The following is a 17,393-nucleotide window of genomic DNA, read 5'->3' on the forward strand; positions in this document are numbered from 1 at the left end:
CAACGCGAGAGCTGGCACCTTGTGGCATTTGCGCTGGGTCCTCTTTCCTAGGTCGAACGCATTTTCTGCGAAGCTTAACATTCCTGAATCCTCAGACCGGGAAAACTCGGCTAAGATGCCGCTTTCCCTTACTGGGGGCATCTCATGTTCGACATGGCGACCACCGCGCTTTTGCGCGCGGTCTTCGACGAAGTATGCGAGAGCCTTTCGGAGCGCGAGATCGGGGCGCGTACGCACGTGGCCTCAAAAATCCTGGAGGCCGCCACCAATGGCGAGCTCTCTCCCGAGGACCTCAGGCAGGTCGGCCGAAAGGCCCTCTCACACGCGCCCACGATGTGGCGCTGACTAAAGCGGGGGCGGACGTGAACTTCCAGGTCACGGTCCTGAAGATCCTGGCGGCATATCCGGATGGGTTTGCCGTGATGGACGACCTCAAGCGTGACATGGCCATCCTGGCGACCAGCGGCCGCGACTGGGCGGATCGAACCAGGCGCCTCGCGGCCAGGGTTCCGGACCTCGACATCTGGTCACAAGGGCTGGTCGAACGCATAAGCGGGGGATGGAAGATCACCGCCAAAGGACGGGCAGCGCTCGAGATCATGGAAGCCCGCCCAGCTGCGCCGGAGACGACCCAGGCGCATTCAGTTCAGGATTCCATTGCGACCTTCCTGTCGCCAGTTCCGGCGCTGCGGCAGCCCGCCGATCGTGCCAAGCGGCGGCGCGAGCGCCGAGAACGCCGCCGCGAAGCTCGCGAACGAGCAAGGGCGAACGCCTCCTGAGGTGAGATTAGTCAAGAAAAAAGCCGCCGGCGAAGCTGTGCGGCTTGATAGTCCCCCCTGCGGATCGGCCGCGCTGATGCCATTCTACGTGCAGGGAAACAGCATACGCACGGTAGTTCCCCTGTTTTCCGTGCTCTGGATATTCATCGTTCCATTGCAGCGTTCGACAAGGCGTTTGACTTGCGTGAGACCCAACCCTGTGCCTGTGCCGATTTCCTTAGTCGTGAAGTAGGGCTCGAAGGCTCGCTCGAGCACGTCCGGGCTCATGCCGGTCCCATCGTCGGAAACCGATATCTCGACCCAGGGAGCGTCTATCTGCGCGCAGACGTTCCGCGCGCTAATACTGATCGTCCCACCTTCGGGCATCGCATCGCTTGCATTCTTGCAGAGATTGAGGAGTGCAAGATGGAGCTCCTCCGGATCAGCTTGGAACTGCCCGAGGCCCGGGTCGATGTGCGTGTCGACAACAACGTCAGCGCGTAGCGTCTGGTCGACCAGATCACCGATGTCCACGATATGGTCATGGGAGACGGGCCGAACTGTGCTGCAATACGGACGATTGCTGTCCAGCAGTTTGCGGCTGAGCCACGCGCCGCGCTGGATTGCGCGGCGGAGCCTTTCAACGATCACAGCGCGATCTTGCGCGTCAGTCTTTACATCAAGCAGCCGGAGGCCTCCATCGATAACTGCCAAGAGATTTGCGATGTCATGGACGAAGATCTTCGTGGTGTCTCGATCGATGTCTGCGGGCCCGCAGATCGGAATATCGTTGGAATTGATTTTGCACAGGACGCCGGTGGTCTCTCCATCTGCTCCTTGCAAAGGCATCTCCGCCCGACCATTACGGACATTTGCAGATGTCGCCTCTGTCACGGCGGAGAGATCTATCGCGAACGCTCCGTCTCCGATAGGAACAGCGGCGGCATCTGGTAGCGAAAGATTAGCTCCCAATGCTGACTTCAACGTTTCTCGCAAGCTCACGACCGACATTCGCGTCTCCCTCAAGTTCTCATCACAGCGCCGACATGCGACACCGCGACGAGAACGACTTTGGACCGATTTGGAGACATCGGTCGCCATAAGTTCTATATCCCTACGTTATCGCGGCCCCTCGCGAGGCGCGGGTCCGACTTCGCGACACCATAAGGATCCTTGCAGTCAATGGACCTTAAAGGAACAGCCGCGCCCGATTAGACGCCGGACGAGCGCGGTATCCTCGAAACACAATAGCGATAGGTTAGGGCGCACGAGCGGCGATAACGGCGGTGAAGATGCTCGCCTCGCTGAAATCAGATGCGTATGAGGTAAGTCCGGTGATCTTCAACGTTGATCTCAGTTGTTTGTGATGGTCATCAACAGGCCCGCGAGCTCTCCGGGCGTGACTCTCTTGGGCATCTATGGCTGTCGGAGATGACCTAGGAGCGCTATCCCCTAACCGGACGTCCTGTGGCGGCGCCCGCCGGGATATTGGGATGCTGGGTGATGGAAAATTGCGCTCCGTCCGCGTTTCAGCAGTCGGCACTCCATCCATTCCCATTGGGAATTGACTCGATGCCTACCAATGTCTCCCATCAAAATGATAGAGAGGACAAGCGCGTCGGATCGATTGGAAGCCGAAGCTTGGGGACCATAAGCGGTGAACGTGACCGAAGGGCAACCTCTTGCTCTGAAGGCGAAATAGCCATGTCGGGCGACGCTATCGTCCATGTCGTCGACGACGACGACCTAATGAGGCATTCGATCGACGATCTTCTGCGATCAGTCGGTTACACCGTGAAGCTCTACGGTCGTGCGGCGGACTTTCTTGCTGCCGATCTAGCTGATGTGCCTGGCTGCGTGATCATCGACGTCAGGATGCCGGGGCCCAGCGGGCTCGAACTGCAGGCGTCGCTCGCTCAGCGTAATAACCGTTTGCCAATTATCCTGATGAGCGGCTATGGCGATATCCGCATGTCAGTTCAGGCGATGAAGGCGGGCGCTGTTGACTTCATCGAAAAGCCTTTTCGGGACCAGGAGATGTTGGAGGCAGTTGCCAACGCGATCCGAACGTGGAAGCCGCCATCGGCGGCGCCGGACAGGCTGTCGGAATTGCGCAAACGATACGAAAGCCTGACCGCACGTGAACGCGAGGTCATGGCGCTAGTGTGTGCAGGCCTAATGAACAAGCAAATCGCGGGCGCATTAGAGATCCAGGAGAGCACCGTGAAATTTCATCGGAGCGCGGTCATGACGAAGATGATGGCCAGCAGCCTCGCGGAATTGACCCGGATGGCGGCACTTCTGGAAGGCGAGGAGTAGGTGCTCATCGAAGCCTGTCCAAAAGGACAGGACTAACCTCAGCCGTGGGAGAGTAGGCGAGCGCGTCGAATAGGCGCAGTTTCGCTTCATGAACAAGAAAGCTCTCATCTGCGTCGTCGATGATGATGCCCTCCTCCGGGAGTCGCTGAATTACCTGCTGCGTGCTGCCGGCCACGAAGTAGCCTGCTTCGGGAGCGCGGAGTCCTTCCTCGATTCCGAGGAGAGCGAGCGCTGTGACTGCGTGGTCGCGGACATCGATATGCCTGGGCTGTCCGGTATCGATCTGGTCGAGCGCGTCGTTGAGATGTCGGATCCACCTAAGGTCATTCTCATTACCGGGCGCCCTGAAGAGTCGTGGCGCGAACGCGCGATGTACTCCGGAGCGGCCGGGTTTTTCAAAAAGCCAATCGAGGCGCAATCGCTGCTCGACATCGTTCAACGGAGTGTTGCCGCATGACGGACGTCCAGCCGGATCTCGTTTGCGAACGAAGTCCCCTGACGAGAGCCCGCTTGACGGGCTAGCTGACGAAATAAGAAGGAGCCACCATGGAATTCCACCAAATTCGGTATTTCGTAGCCCTTGCCAAATGCATGAATTTTACTCGGGCGGCCGAACAGTGCAACGTCTCTCAACCTGCGCTGACCAAGTCAATTCAGAAGCTGGAGTACGAACTTGGTGGCCCACTGGTTTTCCGTGAAAGGCACCTCAGCCAGCTAACAGACCTTGGAACGCTAATGCTGCCCACGCTGGAGCGGACGCTGCTCGCCGTCGAGGAGGCTCGCATCAATGCTAAGAAATTCAAGCGGAAGAAGGTCGCCACACTCCGGATGGCCCTGACACCGATGATCTCGGCGTCGATCCTGGCGAACCCGATCGCCGCGCTCACGACCCAGCTACCGGGCCTCCAAGTCGATCTGGTCGATGCTGAATCCTCTAACGTCTTCGAAGGCTTACTGAGCGGCGACGTCAGCGCCGCTCTGGGTAGCAGCTGCATTGGGCCAACGCCCGAACGCATCGAGCGTTTCAGCTTGTTTCGCGAAAGAGTCTTTGTCGCATGTGCCGAGGGGAGCCGGATGGCAGAGGAGTCCACCGTTAGCCTGAAGGATCTGCGATCCGCGAAATGGCTTGAAGCGATTGACTGCGAGATCTACCGCGCGTTCCGCGAGCACCTATGCGAGGGGCAGGTCGCACAGCCCGGGCACCGCGCGCAAGGGCTGCAGCACCTGCAGCACCTAGTTAGCGCAAACCTTGGCGTTATGCTAACCCCAGAGCACGCGCCAGCATTGCCGGATGCTGTCGTCCGTCCTATCGCGGACTTCGACTTCAAACACACTGTTGAGCTCTTTGTTGTCGGTGGACGTCAATATTCGCCTGCGCTCGAGGCTTTTATAAAGATTTGCAGGCGATTCGATTGGCAGGCACTGCTGACAAGGGCGCAGGCGCGGATCGCGCCAAAGACGGGTCCGTTCACCGCCATGTCCCGACGTCAAAGTGACCCGGAAGTCGTCCGCATCACAGCTTAGGGTAGAGCGACGCACGGCCTCTAGCGCTATAGCCTCGTCGCTATCGTTTGGATACGACCGCCCGTCATGCGGCCGTTTCCCGACTTCCGTCCAATGGCGGAGTACGAACGCCAGCTCACATGTTCGGATTGCGGCGCAGGCGCGCCACGAGCCCCCTCAATTGTCCCAGCGAGTAGCTCGGGGAGGCCCGGCTTTCAAAAGTCGTAGAAAGCCGTTGCTTGCGGGGCTTGTCATGGCGGCGGCTGTGGATGGTGCGGAAACGGCCTCAAAATGTGACGGAAGAATGGGTTCGCAAACTACTAGATCGACCCAGATGATATCAGGTGGAAGCTCGGATGAGTTCCCGCCAATCATCGACTTTGTTGCGATGGAGTCTGAGCACGGGAACGCCGAGTTCTTGCAACTGGATCGGTCTAGAGAATAACGCAGGAGGTCCGGGTGTGTCAGCCAACAACCGGCCGGGTTATGCGAAACATCCTGTCATCGATTCCATAACCAAAGGGAAGTTGCAGTCCCCGGATGTCGATGGGAAATCGTTCCGGCTTACCTTGACGGATGTGTTGGCAAACTCACGGGATCCGAAGACTGGGTGGACGAGCAGTGAAGACTGGTCGTCGTTTGAGTGATTGATTGTCCGGGTTTAGGCGCACCAGCTGGGCCCTTCGGCGGTGCGCGCTGCCAGTCAACCGACGTGCGGAGTAACGATTTGATCAAGCGACACATAGAGAAACTACTCCATCAGCAGAGAGCCCGCGCATGCCGCCAATCCCTTCATTGATCTCAGGCGTTTCCTGACCGGAAACACCAACGACTATGCATCGGGGGGCTGGCGCTACGTGATCCTGGCGCTGTTCTGGGTGCTCATGATTGCCGTCATCGGGATGGCCGAGCGAAATTGGCAGAAGGATCCGACGCAACGCACCGGCCGTCATCTGGGTGTCTGGGTCGTCAGGGTCTCATCGGCAACCTGTGGTTACGGGCATGTTATGGAAGCTACCGCTGCCGGCGTCCGATGGACTGCAATACTGGATCGAGCAGGAGTCAACCAATGCGGCATTCGAGTTTCATCGTACATTCCTCGGATGTCGTGCGGCCTCACATGACGATCTTTGGGCCCCTTGTTTTTCTGGCCGAGCTGGTGTTTGCGGGATCGATGATCCTCGGACTTGCGGTGCGCTTTGCCGGCGTCCTGGCCGTCTCCTACACGGTGCAGCTCTGGCTTGGCCTCTGCGGCAACGCCTCTGAGTGGCCTCGGACTATAATGAGTTAATCTCTTGAATGAACGAGATCGACAGTGAGAAACAACGGAATAGATGTCCTATGGAGAGACGGCGAACGCATATTCTGTCGAGAATGGCGAACAAACAGTAATGGCGAGCAAACGAGGGTTTTCACCGTCAGCAACTTGGATGCGATCCCATCCGCTGACAGCCTGGCCCGTCTCTCTCATGAATATGAATTAAAAGATCGGCTTCACGGCGCATGGGCGCTTTGCCCTCTCTCGCTCGTCAATCGAAGTGGGCGCGTTGCATTGCTCCTCGAGGACAATGGCGAGGAACCTCTCGAGGCTCTGCTCGGGAGACCATTTGAGCTTGGCCGCTTCTTGAGGCTCGCCGTCAAGTTGACTGAGGCGCTCGCTTGTGTTCATCAACAGGGGCTCGTCCATAGAGACCTGAAGCCCGTGCATATTTTCATTGCGCTCGGCGAGGAGCATGTCCGGTTGACCGGATTCGGAATCGCGACACAGCTACAGCGCACGCGGCGTATGTCCGAACTGCCCGAATATGTCGCGGGCACTCTTGCCTACATGGCGCCGGAACAAACTGGCCGCATGAATCGTTCTGTTGATGCGCGTAGCGACTTGTACTCGCTCGGTGTGATCCTCTATCGCATGCTAACGGGCACGCTCCCATTTACCGCGTCAGAACCTGGCGAGTGGATTCATTGCCATATAGCGCGAACGCCAGTACCTCCAGAACAGGGACTAGCTGACATTCCGGCCCAAGTTTCGGATGTCATCATGAAGCTGCTCGCGAAACCCGCGGAGCATCGATACCAGACGGCAGTCGGTCTCGGACATGACCTACGGCGCTGTCTTGTGGAATTTGAAACGAATTACCAGGTTGTTCCGTTTCCGCTAGCAGAGCTAGATTTATCAGACCGTCTGCTCATCCCTGAGAAGTTATATGGCAGAGAGGAGCAGATCGGAACGCTTACGACGGCTTTTGATCGCGTCGTCCGGAGCGGCACTCCCGAGCTGGTACTGGTATCTGGGGGCTCCGGTATAGGCAAGTCTGCGATCGTTGGAGAACTACGTAAGGTCCTGATGTCAACGCATGCGCTATTTGCATCAGGAAAGTTCGACGAGCGGAGGCGAGATATTCCGTACTCGACATTGGCACAGGCCTTCCAGGGGCTTGTACGCCAATTGCTCGGGAAAACCGAGAACGAGTTACGAGGATGGCGCAACGCTCTTCTGGAATCAATCGGACCAAACGGCAGGCTCATTACCGATCTCGTGCCTGAACTCGAGCACATTATCGGTGAGCAACCGGTGGTACCAGAACTCCCTCCTCAACAGGAAAAAGGTCGCTTTCAGCTGGTACTTCGTCGGTTCGTCGCGGTTTTTGCGAGACCGGAACATCCGCTAGTGCTTTTTCTCGACGATCTGCAATGGCTCGATGCTGCAACGCTGGACCTCATTGAGGATATGACAACGCGGCTAGACCCGCGTCATATGCTTTTAATCGGTGCCTTCCGCGACAATGAGGTCGACGCGCTTCATCCGCTTTCACGCACGCTGAAATCAATGAGCGATGCAGGAACCGCAGTCACGGAGATTCGTGTCGATGCCCTTGAGCACCATCATCTAGCGCAACTAATAGCGGATGCGCTGCACTGCGATCACGAACGCGCCGCATCGCTTGCGGGGCTAGTGCATACGAAGACCGATGGTAATCCGTTCTTCGTGGGTCAGTTCTTGAATGCTCTGGTGGAGCGCAACGCGATTGTTCCCGATCGCGCTTCGGGATGTTGGCATTGGGATGCCGAAAACATTCAGGCGTCGCGGCACACGGAGAACGTCATTGAACTGCTGGTCGAAAAGATCAAGCGTCTTCCGGAGGCGTGCAAGAAGGCGCTACAGGAGCTTGCATGTCTGGGCAACACGGGAGATGTTCTGGTCATCTCCAGAATTCGACAGTCAACTGAAAAAGATGTGGATGCGGATCTATGGGAAGCATGCCAGTTGGAACTTATAGAACGCTTGCCGGATGAGTACCAGTTCGTCCACGATCGGATACAGGAGGCCGCGTACTCGCTCATACCCGAGCAAACACGCGCACAAAAGCACCTGCAAATAGGAAGACTTCTCGTTGCACATACTCCCGCGGCGCATCTCGAGAAAGCGATCTTCGACATAGTCGGGCAACTCAATCGGGCCGTCAGTCATATCGTGACCGGCGAGGAACGCGAGCGCCTGGCTAACCTTAATCTGATCGCCGCCCGGCGTGCCAAAGCATCGTCAGCTCACACTTCTGCACTTAAATACCTCATCGCGGGGGCCGCTCTATTAGAGGAGAATAGTCAGCTTCGTCTACGCGATTTGACATACGCACTCGAATTCGAGCGTGCAGAATGCGAATTTCTGACGGGTGAACTACTGGCCGCGGACGCGCGCCTCGAGAGATTGAACATCCTTGCCGTCGGTACAAAAGAGCGCGCTGCCGTCACCTGCCTGAGGATGGATATTTGCACCGCAAATGGCCAGAGCGATTGTGCGATTGCTATCGCGCTGGACTTCCTGGCGCACGAAGGCATTCACTGGTCTGCCCATCCTGCGGACGAGGAGGTGCGCCGGGAGTACGACCAGATCCTGCATATTCTGAACAGCCGGCCTATTGATGAGATCCTCAGGGCCCCATCCATGGAGGATCCAACATCGCTGGCTGTCATGGAAGTATTAATCAAGGCGCAGACGCCTGCCATGTTCACGGACCTGAACCTCGCGTCACTAGCAGTCTGCAGGGCAGTAAGCATCAGTCTCGCGCATGGCAATAGCGATACGTCGTGTTTTGCTTATGTAATGTTCGCGCGCGTTGCCGGCCCACGTTACGGCCAGTACGACGCGGGCTTCCGGCTTGGTCAAGTGGGATTCGACCTCATCGAACGGCAGGAAAACAGGCGATTCCGTGCGTCGACGATTTTGGTGTTTGTGTTCACCGGCCTCCGCTGGATCAAGCACGTTCGGTCGAGTAATGCCTTGATCCACCGCGGTTTCACGGATGCAAACAATATTGGAGACCTGCTGTATGCCTCGTACGCTCGGAACAACCTGAATTCGCATCTTCTCTTTGCCGGCGACCCACTGGACCATGCCGAGCGCGAAGCCGAGTGGGGACTCAATTTCGTGCGAAACGCACGCTTTGGGCTCGTCGAACACATCATCGCGACTCAACTTGCGTTGATCAAGGCGTTACGCGGGTCAGGTAAACAACCTGCTTCCCTCGGCTATGAGGACATGGACGAGCATCAGGTCGAGCAATACCTTTCAAACAGCCCTGCCTTGGCTATCGCTCAGTGCTGGTACTGGATTCGCAAATTGCAGCTGCGTTATCTGATCGGGGATTATACGGCCGCGGTCGATGCGCTATCAAAAGCACGTACGCTGCTTTGGACATCCCCGCTTTTTCTCGAGGAAGCGGACTTTCATTTTTATGCGGCGCTTGCGCTCTGCGCGTCGCTGACCGGTAAGCCGATCGAAGAACGGCAGCAGCTGTGCGAAACGATTGCTGCTCATCATCAACAGCTCGAGATCTGGGCGCGGAATGGCCCGGAAAACTTCGAGGATCGGGCCGCGCTCGTCGGTGCGGAGATAGCGCGCCTCGAGGGACGAGACCTCGACGCGGAACGCCTTTTCGAAAAAGCGATTCGCGCCGCGCAGTTGAACGGCTTTCCGCACAACGAGGGCCTTGCCAGCGAACTCGCTGCGCGCTTTTACACTGACCGCGGCGTGGAGATTGTCTCACACGCCTATTTGCGCAACGCCCGCGGCTGCTACCTTCGTTGGGGTGCCAACATCAAGGTCCGGCAGCTCGAGGAATCGCATCCGCATCTAGTTGCATACGAAACCATCACCTCACCCGACGCTACTTTCGGCGCGACTGTTGAAAGTCTGGATCTCGGCACTGTGCTTAAGATGTCAAAAGCGCTATCGGTCGAAATGGATTTCGAGAAGTTGATCGACACGATCATGCGAATGGCCATGGAGCATACCGGTGCTGCACGTGGTCTGCTGATGCTTTGGCGAAAGACGGGTTTAAACGTCCAGGCCGAAGCCGTTACCTCGAGCGACTCGGTCACGGTGAGGCTCTGTGATGAGCCCATAAACGATGCGACCTTGCCCGAATCGGTTCTCAATTACGTTGCGCGCACAAGGCGCAATGTTTTACTCGACGATGCTGTGTCGGACGTTTCGTTTTCCGCCGACCCTTATATTAACGCGCACCAAGCACTCTCGGTGTTGTGCCTTCCGCTGGTCAACCAAGCCAATCTGATCGGAGCCATATACCTCGAAAATCACCTGGGTCCGGGAATCTTCGCATTTAGCCGGATTCCCGTGCTCAAGCTGCTTGCATCGCAGGCGGCGATCACGCTAGAGAACGCCCGGCTGTACCGCGATTTGTTCGAACGCGAAAGCAGGATCCGGCGTCTCGTGGACGCCAATATCATCGGAATTTTCATTTACGGAAGCCAAGGCACCATCACTGAAGCCAATGACGCATTTCTTCAGATCGTCGGATGCGACCGCGATGACTTTCAGTTCGGCGAAGTGCGGTGGACAGATCTGACTCCTCTGGATTGGGCCGAACGTGACGAGCAGATTTGGGATTCCAAGCTGAAACGCGACGGAACGTTACCTCCAGTCGAGAGGGAGCTTTTTCGCAAAGACGGCCACCGTGTCCCGGTATTGCTGGGCATCGCCAACTTCGCAGGGAGTATGGACGAAGGTGTTGCTTTCGTGCTGGACCTGACTGAGCAAAAGCGCGCTGAAGCTGAAGCCAGCGAAAGCGAGGCGCGATACCGGGAAGTGCAATCGGCGCTCGCCCATGCAAACCGGCTGACGACAATGGGGCAACTCCTGGCGATGATCAGTCACGAGGTGAAGCAGCCTCTCGCCGCGACTATCACACTTGCAGACGCGGGGCAGCGCTTTTTGGATGGCGCCGATCCGAAAGTCGACGAGGCACGTCAGGTATTCTCCCGTATCCGACAGGGCGGAATTCGGGCGAACGACGTCCTCGATCGCATTCGCAGTCTGGTCAAAAAAGCGCCGCAGCAAAGGGAGACACTTGATATTAATGCGGCAATTCACGATGTCGCCGCCCTTTCACGGGCGGAAGCGAGTCGCAAGGGCGTCATTATGCAGACGCAACTCTGCGAGACGCTACCCCTCGTTGAAGGAGATCAAGTTCAACTGCAACAGGTCGTGCTAAACCTCGTATTCAATGCAATCGAGGCGATGAGCGAAAATTATGACGGTCCGAGGGATTTGGTCATTAGTACCAGTCGGAGCGACGATGAAAGTGTTACCGTTGCTGTGAGCGATACGGGCCCCGGTGTCACTCAAGCGGACATTGAGCGGATCTTTGAGCCGTTCTACACGACGAAAACATCGGGCATGGGGATGGGTCTGTCAATTTGCCGTTCAATCGTGGAAGCGCACGGGGGAATGTTGCGCGCATTCACTAATGCACGACGAGGCGTAACTTTTGAAGCTTCCATACCCGCGAAGAAGGTCGTGTCCCGGTGATGGTGTAGCTCGGTAGAGCAAAGCCGTCCGCACGCGCGCCCTCCCAGGGAGCCTAGCGGGGGCGGCTTTGCGGTGGTCACCGGCAGTTCGCCGGTAGGGTCAGGTTGCTGATACCAACCTGATTCGAGGAACCACCAATGACCGATGAGATGATGACCCCCGCACGCTCGTAGAGAAGATCCCTGATGCGGAGCTGCTGAGCGAGATGATCGGCTTTGCTGCCCAGCGCAATGTGGGACCGCGCGGGGCGCTCCCACGGTCGATGATCGGGTGGATCTAGCGAGGTGCTCGAGCTCGCCGGGATTGCGACCGTCTGTTGCCGAGCGCCGCTCGCCCTTTTTTGGCTCTCCCTTGGTATGTCGTGCTCGCCCGCGAGGGATGCTCCGCTCTTCGCGTGCGTGTTGCGCGCGCCGTACCCTGCGGGTGCTCGCGACATTGTCTTTTCAGGTCGGAAGGTCCCTTCTCCCCTTCGTCTTTTCTTGTTCCGTATGAAGCTGACCTCTAGCTCTTCGCCGTTCACGCGGACGAGTTGACATCGCCGATAGGCGAGCCCGGTAGACGAAAGCAGAAGAAAGAATTCGCTCAGTGTGAGGCCTTCAATCGACGTTGAATTTGGAGTCTCGCACCGCGCTGTGAAACATCTTTAAGGCTACCTGCGGCGCCAGGTGCCGTCGATAGCCATCATGTTTACCGGTAGCGGGTACTCGAAAATGACCCGTCGGCCTTGTTGTTCTTTTTCTCCAGCCGTGGATGCGTCCGAAACAGTTCTTCTCTGTACTTCACCCGATTCCGCGCGTTCGCCATTCATCGTCATCATCACTCGACCGCGCGATCGCGCGCTGCATCAACCGTGGCGCTTGTCCCGCGCAATACGAGATGGCGCTCGTTCGGAACGATCGCGCCCGATCCTTGACTGCAGTTCCCTTATATCGCAAAAGACGTCGGCCTGCCGTCGCAACTCATCGGCGATCATTGACGGTTGAGTAGCGAGGCTGGATACGACGGTAACACGGACGCCGTGACGCTGCACCGCCTCTACCAGCGGACGAAAGTCACCGTTTCCCGAGCATAACACCATTTCGTCGATGCGATCTGCGAGCTCCATCGCGTCAACCGCAATTTCAAGATCGATGTTGCTTTTGACCTTGCGACGGCCGCTCGCGTCTACGAATTCCTTCGTGGCCTTCGTCGCCACGGTAAATCCGTTGTAGTTCAGCCAGTCGAGCAGCGGGCGCACCGAGGAGTATTCCTGGCTCTCAATGATCGCGGTGTAATAGCACACGCGCACAAGCGTCCCCCAGCTTTCGAATTCCTTCAGCAGGCACTTGTAATCGATATCGAAGCCAAGCGCTTTTGCGGTTGAGTGAAGATTGGAACCGTCAATGAACACCGCGATCTTGCTGGAGCTGGAAGGCATTAAGATGTGACCTGCGTTCATTCATGCGAGGCTGGAAAGTGCCCGCGGTTGAAGCGGGACGAACACCGAGTCAGTTGATCTAACATCATCAGGAGAAAGTTGTCGTCAGGCGGTGAATCAAATGCGAAAACCTCTCTCATCTTTTTTTGGTACGAAAACGTACACTTGGATGTCCGAATTATTCGGAAGGTATCGGGACGTCCAATCTGATGTATGAGGTCCGCAACAGATTACTGCGTCTGCTTCCACATGATGAACTCAAGAGCGTTCTTTTGCTAGCTGAGGAGGTGCCGCTGGCGAAACGCCAAGTTCTTCATCGCTACGGCGTTCGCATGCAGCACGTCTATTTGATAGAGACTAGCCCAGTGTCGGTCGGTGCGAAGTGGGGCCGCAAGAGTTCGTCGAGGTGTGGTTGATCGGCTCGGAAGGGCTCGCCGGAATACATTGAGTGGGTGGGAGAGGTTTCGGATCACCCAGGCGGAATTACCGCTGCGGCGGTGGTGTGAGTTGAACCACAGGTTAAACAACGAACTCACCAGCACTATCTGTATGGTTTCGGGAGTGGTGGGGCGGATGATTGGCAGTCCGCGCTCCGTCAAATGGATGAAGCGTGCGGCCGACATGCTCGCCGTGAGAATATTTTCAGTTAAGTAGATCGCGCCGTCGATTATGGGAGCTGCAGCAGCTTTCTCGGCGCCTTTCGTCAAGTGCATGGACAGGTCGCGGGAGAATCTGAGCGTGATGGACAGAACTCTGATTGAAGATGCGCGAGGTGGCAACAGCAGCCGCAACAGGCAAAACCGCCGCGATGCGATCACATCCGAATGGAGATCGATGATAAATGGTTATCGGATAGATAATCACAGGGCATTTCCCTTTATCCGGCGGCGGCGACACCCTCAAACTTGTTCGCAGAGGCGCGCCATTGCTTACGCCGCCACTCCGACTCGAAGAAGGTCCACAATCAGGAGGCCATAAATGCCAGTAAAGCAGCCGGTTCTCACGCCGCCCGGGGGCGGCAAGACGGTGAAGTTCAGTGCGGGTTCGAGCATCGAGCTGAAAGTGGAGAGCAGCCAGTCCGGAGGCGAATATGGCACTGTCCTGTGGACGCTGCGGGCCGGTGAGGAGCCGCCGCTGCACACCCACACGCGCGAGGACGAGCTGCTCTACGTGGTCCAGGGGAAGCTAATCGCGCGGGTCGGCGATGCCCACGTCGAGGTGGGGCCGGGCGCCTACGCGGCCCTTCCCCGCGATGTGCCGCATACGGTCGAGGTGGTCGGCGATCAGGCGATCCTGCTGGTCAGCTTCGTGCCGGGTGGGCTGGAGCGCTTCTTGGTCCCCCGGGACGGCGAGAAGCCGGATCCGGCCGCTTTCGGCCTGGCGTTCCCCTAGGGGCGTGGACCGGGACGCGCGGCGTTCGCGGTCGAGCGCCTGTGCGGGCCCGGACGCCGGCCGCTCCCGACCGCGCCAGATGATTGATTGCACGCGCACGCCGATCGGCGGCATCGCACCGCCGTACAGCGGCGTGTCGCGTGATCTGCGGCTAATTTCACGTGGCAGCACCGGCATGAACTGGAGGTGGAGGTCCAGACGATGCTGTCCTGGGAGCCCGAGCGCATTATCTTCGCGCGCGCCCGTTGGCACGACGCAAACGGCGCCGCTGAGCTGCGCAACGCATTTAGGTGGCTTTTGAAGGAGTCACAGTGAACGAATGCGCCACGTGCTCTCGTCGGATGCTGGGCGCATTCCACGATTTCACGCTATGCGAACGACGACAGGCCGACGCACGGCGGGACTCACGGATTGGTCTTGAGGCTCTTCGCAAAATGTTCAACGAACGCGCGCGCCGCGAGCTTCGCTCCGCGTCCGGCCGGGAATATGGCGTTTACGTCGGCGGCGCCCATGTTCCAATCCTTGAGGATCTGCACTAGCGCGCCCGACTTGAGTTCGGCGCGACAGCCCCAGAGACTGCAGGCCACGATCCCGATTCCGGCGACGCCGCCAGCCACGGCCGCTTCGTTGATGTTCCCCGACAGTGGAGCTTCCACCTTTATGGAAACGGTTCTTCCGTTCTTCTCGAAGCAGCAGATGCCATTCGAGCCCGGGACACCAATCAACACAGGATGTCCAGACAGATCGTTCGGCGCTTTCGGGTAGCCAGCCCGTTTCAGGTAGGCCGGCGAGGCGGCGATGAGCAGAGGATTTGATCCTACCCGTCTTAGAGTCGCTGAGGAATCCTCCAACTTTCCGGACCGGATCGCGACGTCGATCGCGCTCCTGATAAGGTCTTGGCGACCGTCGTCCATCGCCAAATCGATCCGCAGCGCAGGGTGCTTCGAAATGAAGGCGGGAAGTCGCGGTATGACCTCCCGGATCGCCATGCTAGGCGACAACCCTATCCGGAGCACGCCGCGAAGTACGCCCTTGCCGTGAATGGCTTGGGTCGCTTCTTCCAGAATGGCAAGCGCGGGCTCGACCTTCGCGAGGTAGTCCGCCCCGGCTTCGGTGAGCACAACGGCCCTTGTCGATCTCGCGAAAAGGGCCGCGCCTACCTCGCGTTCGAGCGACGCGATGTGTCGGGACGCCGAAGGTTGCGAAAGTCCGAGATCCTTGCCGGCCCGCGAGAAGCTACCGGTATGTGCGACACGGACGAAGAGTTTGAGAGCAAGGAGGCGATCAGTCATTTCGTCTTTGCGCAGAGAATGGTCATGTTCGAGCTTAGTTCCGGATCCAACTTATGCGAAAACCGAATGAGTGGCGAGCCTCACAAGGCGGTGAGCTTCATGCCTCCCGGTGTATAGCCCGACGCGGGCGATCAGGGCTTGGGTGGCCGAAACGTACGGCGTGCGGTGGGCGAACCGGCTGAAGCCGCCCCAATCCTTGGAGCGGAAAAGACCCCAGCTCTCTCCGGGCGCGGGTCAAGAGCTGCCGACGCGTCAGTAGCCGCTGGTCATGGCGCGCTATTCCGAACCGGTCGCTGCTTGCTTTGAACCTTTGAGAGCAGCGAAGAATTTGCCGATGAGTGGTAGTCGGAGTTCAAGCCTATTGAAAGAGCACGATCGCGACTAATGACAACAGCACAACCGATTCCGAAGTCAATCGTCTGGCCCTCACCTTACGGAATGTCGGGCTGGACGATTGCCGCGATCCCGCGTTCTATCTCGGGCGCAAGTGTGGCCTGTGCGGCGTCAACTTGGAGATCTGCCCAGCGCATGTTTTTATAGTTGAAGCCGGCGGGTAGTGTGGGCTTCACCACCATGAAGTAGGGCGATAGATCGAAGTCGCGCGGCGCATATAGAGACGAATGACGGATTTCGGCGATCTCGCACCGCCCGGACTTGTTCTCCATGTGCGTGATGTTGGGCAGGATCGGGTAACGCACGGCGTCGAATGCCTGCGCAATCAGAGACGAACAGATGATCCGACGCGAATCGCCGGAGCCGAGCGCGATGGTTCGTCGACGCCAACGTTGCGTGAATGGACAAGGGAATAGATAGCGCATGAGGTCAATAACGTTTTTGAAATCGTAGCCGAGACCTATCCGTTCGAATGCGTACCGGCAGACCTGTTCGCGGTCCGCATCGCTCAGGCCGACTGGCCGGCAGATGCGGGTTTGGCAATGCAAATACTTCGACAGAGGGGCCGACACGACCCCTTCGTCGATATTAGCTTCAATCAGGACGTGCGGCTCGCCGCCATTTGTGGCGCCCGATATCGGTCCGACGTACAACGCCGAATGCGACCATGTCGACTGAGTGATATATTTGATGCTGCTGGAAATACGACCTTTGCCCTCGACCAGCAGGACGTCACCGGGTTGAAGAGTGTGGCGTAGGGCCGTCGTTGCATCGTCTGAGGTGAGGGGCTCACACCGATTGGCCGGCTTCTGCAGCCGGGCGATCAAACGTTCGACGTTGTCGAACATCCAGCCCATCACTCTTTCCTTTCTTTTTGGCCGTTCCCGTATGGAAGTTCCGGACGACTTTTCCCTCTTAGCCAAGCCTATTCAGGAAAGACGGACCGGACCATTGCACTGAGGTCCATCTGCACAATGCATTTGTCTGAAACGACCATACCAAAGGATACGATTGACCATCCGGGCCGTTCCTAGTGTTGGGAAAGCCGCACTTGGTCCGGTGGCTGCTATCGACGCTGCTCTTCATCGGGCGCACGTGCGAGATCGCGGGGTGGAGCGAGTTGACCAATGAGGGCACTCGACGCTTCTATCGACTTTGCACTGGGGCTAATTTCGAGTTTTGACCTTCGCGTCGTTTCACCTACGTGCAAGGGTCAAGTCGCTTCAGTAGATAACAATTGGCAGGCAGAATCGCCTGGCTCCGTCGAGAATGGCTCAAGAACCAGTGCGCATGACCGCGGAAGGTTAAAACCGTTCAAACAGACGTTCGCCTTCCTCAAACCGGAAGCATGTTGATCACTGTACCAAGAACAAAGCACAGCGACCCGATTAGATAAAGCCAGTTCGCTAAATTGCCCATGCGACATCCCGTCGATTGACCGGCTGGGGATCTGCAGCCTTGTTCATTTCAGCATCTCTCCTCAGGAG

11 protein-coding genes and 1 pseudogene are annotated in these 17,393 nt (G+C 57.8%); 7 read left to right on the forward strand and 5 right to left on the reverse strand.

Annotated features, from left to right (window positions below; translation table 11 throughout):
- The first annotated feature begins 144 nt into the window (after positions 1-144).
- Both AAE027_RS12550 and AAE027_RS12555 read left to right on the forward strand, forming a co-directional pair.
- On the forward strand, positions 145-345 hold the full coding sequence (locus AAE027_RS12550; RefSeq protein WP_370988317.1) for a hypothetical protein: 201 nt from the start codon (positions 145-147) through the stop codon (positions 343-345).
- Positions 346-362: 17 nt separating this feature from the next.
- A complete protein-coding gene (locus AAE027_RS12555; RefSeq protein ID WP_370988318.1) occupies positions 363-779 on the forward strand; it encodes a hypothetical protein in 417 nt (138 codons plus the stop codon).
- A gap of 84 nt (positions 780-863) precedes the next feature.
- Here AAE027_RS12555 and AAE027_RS12560 read toward each other — a convergent pair whose 3' ends face one another.
- Entirely contained in the window at positions 864-1,769 is a 906-nt protein-coding gene (locus AAE027_RS12560; protein WP_370988319.1) for a sensor histidine kinase, read from the reverse strand.
- Between the two features lie 693 nt (positions 1,770-2,462).
- On the opposite strand from AAE027_RS12560, the gene AAE027_RS12565 reads away from it, so the two are divergent.
- From AAE027_RS12565 to AAE027_RS12580, 4 genes are all read left to right on the forward strand, one after another.
- A complete protein-coding gene (locus AAE027_RS12565; RefSeq protein ID WP_370988320.1) occupies positions 2,463-3,077 on the forward strand; it encodes a response regulator transcription factor in 615 nt (204 codons plus the stop codon).
- An 88-nt stretch (positions 3,078-3,165) separates the two neighbouring features.
- Entirely contained in the window at positions 3,166-3,534 is a 369-nt protein-coding gene (locus tag AAE027_RS12570) for a response regulator transcription factor (RefSeq protein ID WP_370988321.1), read from the forward strand.
- Between the two features lie 89 nt (positions 3,535-3,623).
- Positions 3,624-4,601 carry a LysR family transcriptional regulator gene (locus tag AAE027_RS12575; protein WP_370988322.1) on the forward strand — a complete coding sequence of 326 codons (978 nt, stop codon included), beginning with the start codon at positions 3,624-3,626 and terminating at the stop codon, positions 4,599-4,601.
- A gap of 1,294 nt (positions 4,602-5,895) precedes the next feature.
- On the forward strand, positions 5,896-11,412 hold the full coding sequence (locus tag AAE027_RS12580) for a trifunctional serine/threonine-protein kinase/ATP-binding protein/sensor histidine kinase (RefSeq protein ID WP_370988324.1): 5,517 nt from the start codon (positions 5,896-5,898) through the stop codon (positions 11,410-11,412).
- A 466-nt stretch (positions 11,413-11,878) separates the two neighbouring features.
- Here AAE027_RS12580 and AAE027_RS12585 read toward each other — a convergent pair.
- Together AAE027_RS12585 and AAE027_RS12590 are read right to left on the reverse strand one after the other, a co-directional pair.
- Positions 11,879-12,097 (reverse strand): annotated as a pseudogene (locus tag AAE027_RS12585) (hypothetical protein); the annotation flags it as partial.
- Positions 12,098-12,256: 159 nt separating this feature from the next.
- Positions 12,257-12,829, reverse strand: coding sequence for a LabA-like NYN domain-containing protein (locus AAE027_RS12590; RefSeq protein WP_370988325.1), 573 nt, complete (start codon positions 12,827-12,829; stop codon positions 12,257-12,259).
- A 978-nt stretch (positions 12,830-13,807) separates the two neighbouring features.
- On the opposite strand from AAE027_RS12590, the gene AAE027_RS12595 reads away from it, so the two are divergent.
- Positions 13,808-14,221: a cupin domain-containing protein gene (locus AAE027_RS12595; RefSeq protein ID WP_370988326.1), complete on the forward strand. Its 414-nt coding sequence runs from the start codon at positions 13,808-13,810 to the stop codon at positions 14,219-14,221.
- 404 nt (positions 14,222-14,625) lie between these two features.
- Here the strand turns inward: AAE027_RS12595 and AAE027_RS12600 are convergent, their stop codons facing one another.
- On the reverse strand, positions 14,626-15,513 hold the full coding sequence (locus AAE027_RS12600) for a LysR family transcriptional regulator (protein WP_370988327.1): 888 nt from the start codon (positions 15,511-15,513) through the stop codon (positions 14,626-14,628).
- A 431-nt stretch (positions 15,514-15,944) separates the two neighbouring features.
- Complete coding sequence (locus AAE027_RS12605; RefSeq protein WP_370988328.1) at positions 15,945-16,763, reverse strand: YiiX/YebB-like N1pC/P60 family cysteine hydrolase; 819 nt, start codon at positions 16,761-16,763, stop codon at positions 15,945-15,947.
- Positions 16,764-17,393 lie beyond the last annotated feature (630 nt).

The organism is Bradyrhizobium sp. DN3 (genome assembly GCF_041357655.1).
Lineage (GTDB): Bacteria > Pseudomonadota > Alphaproteobacteria > Rhizobiales > Xanthobacteraceae > Bradyrhizobium.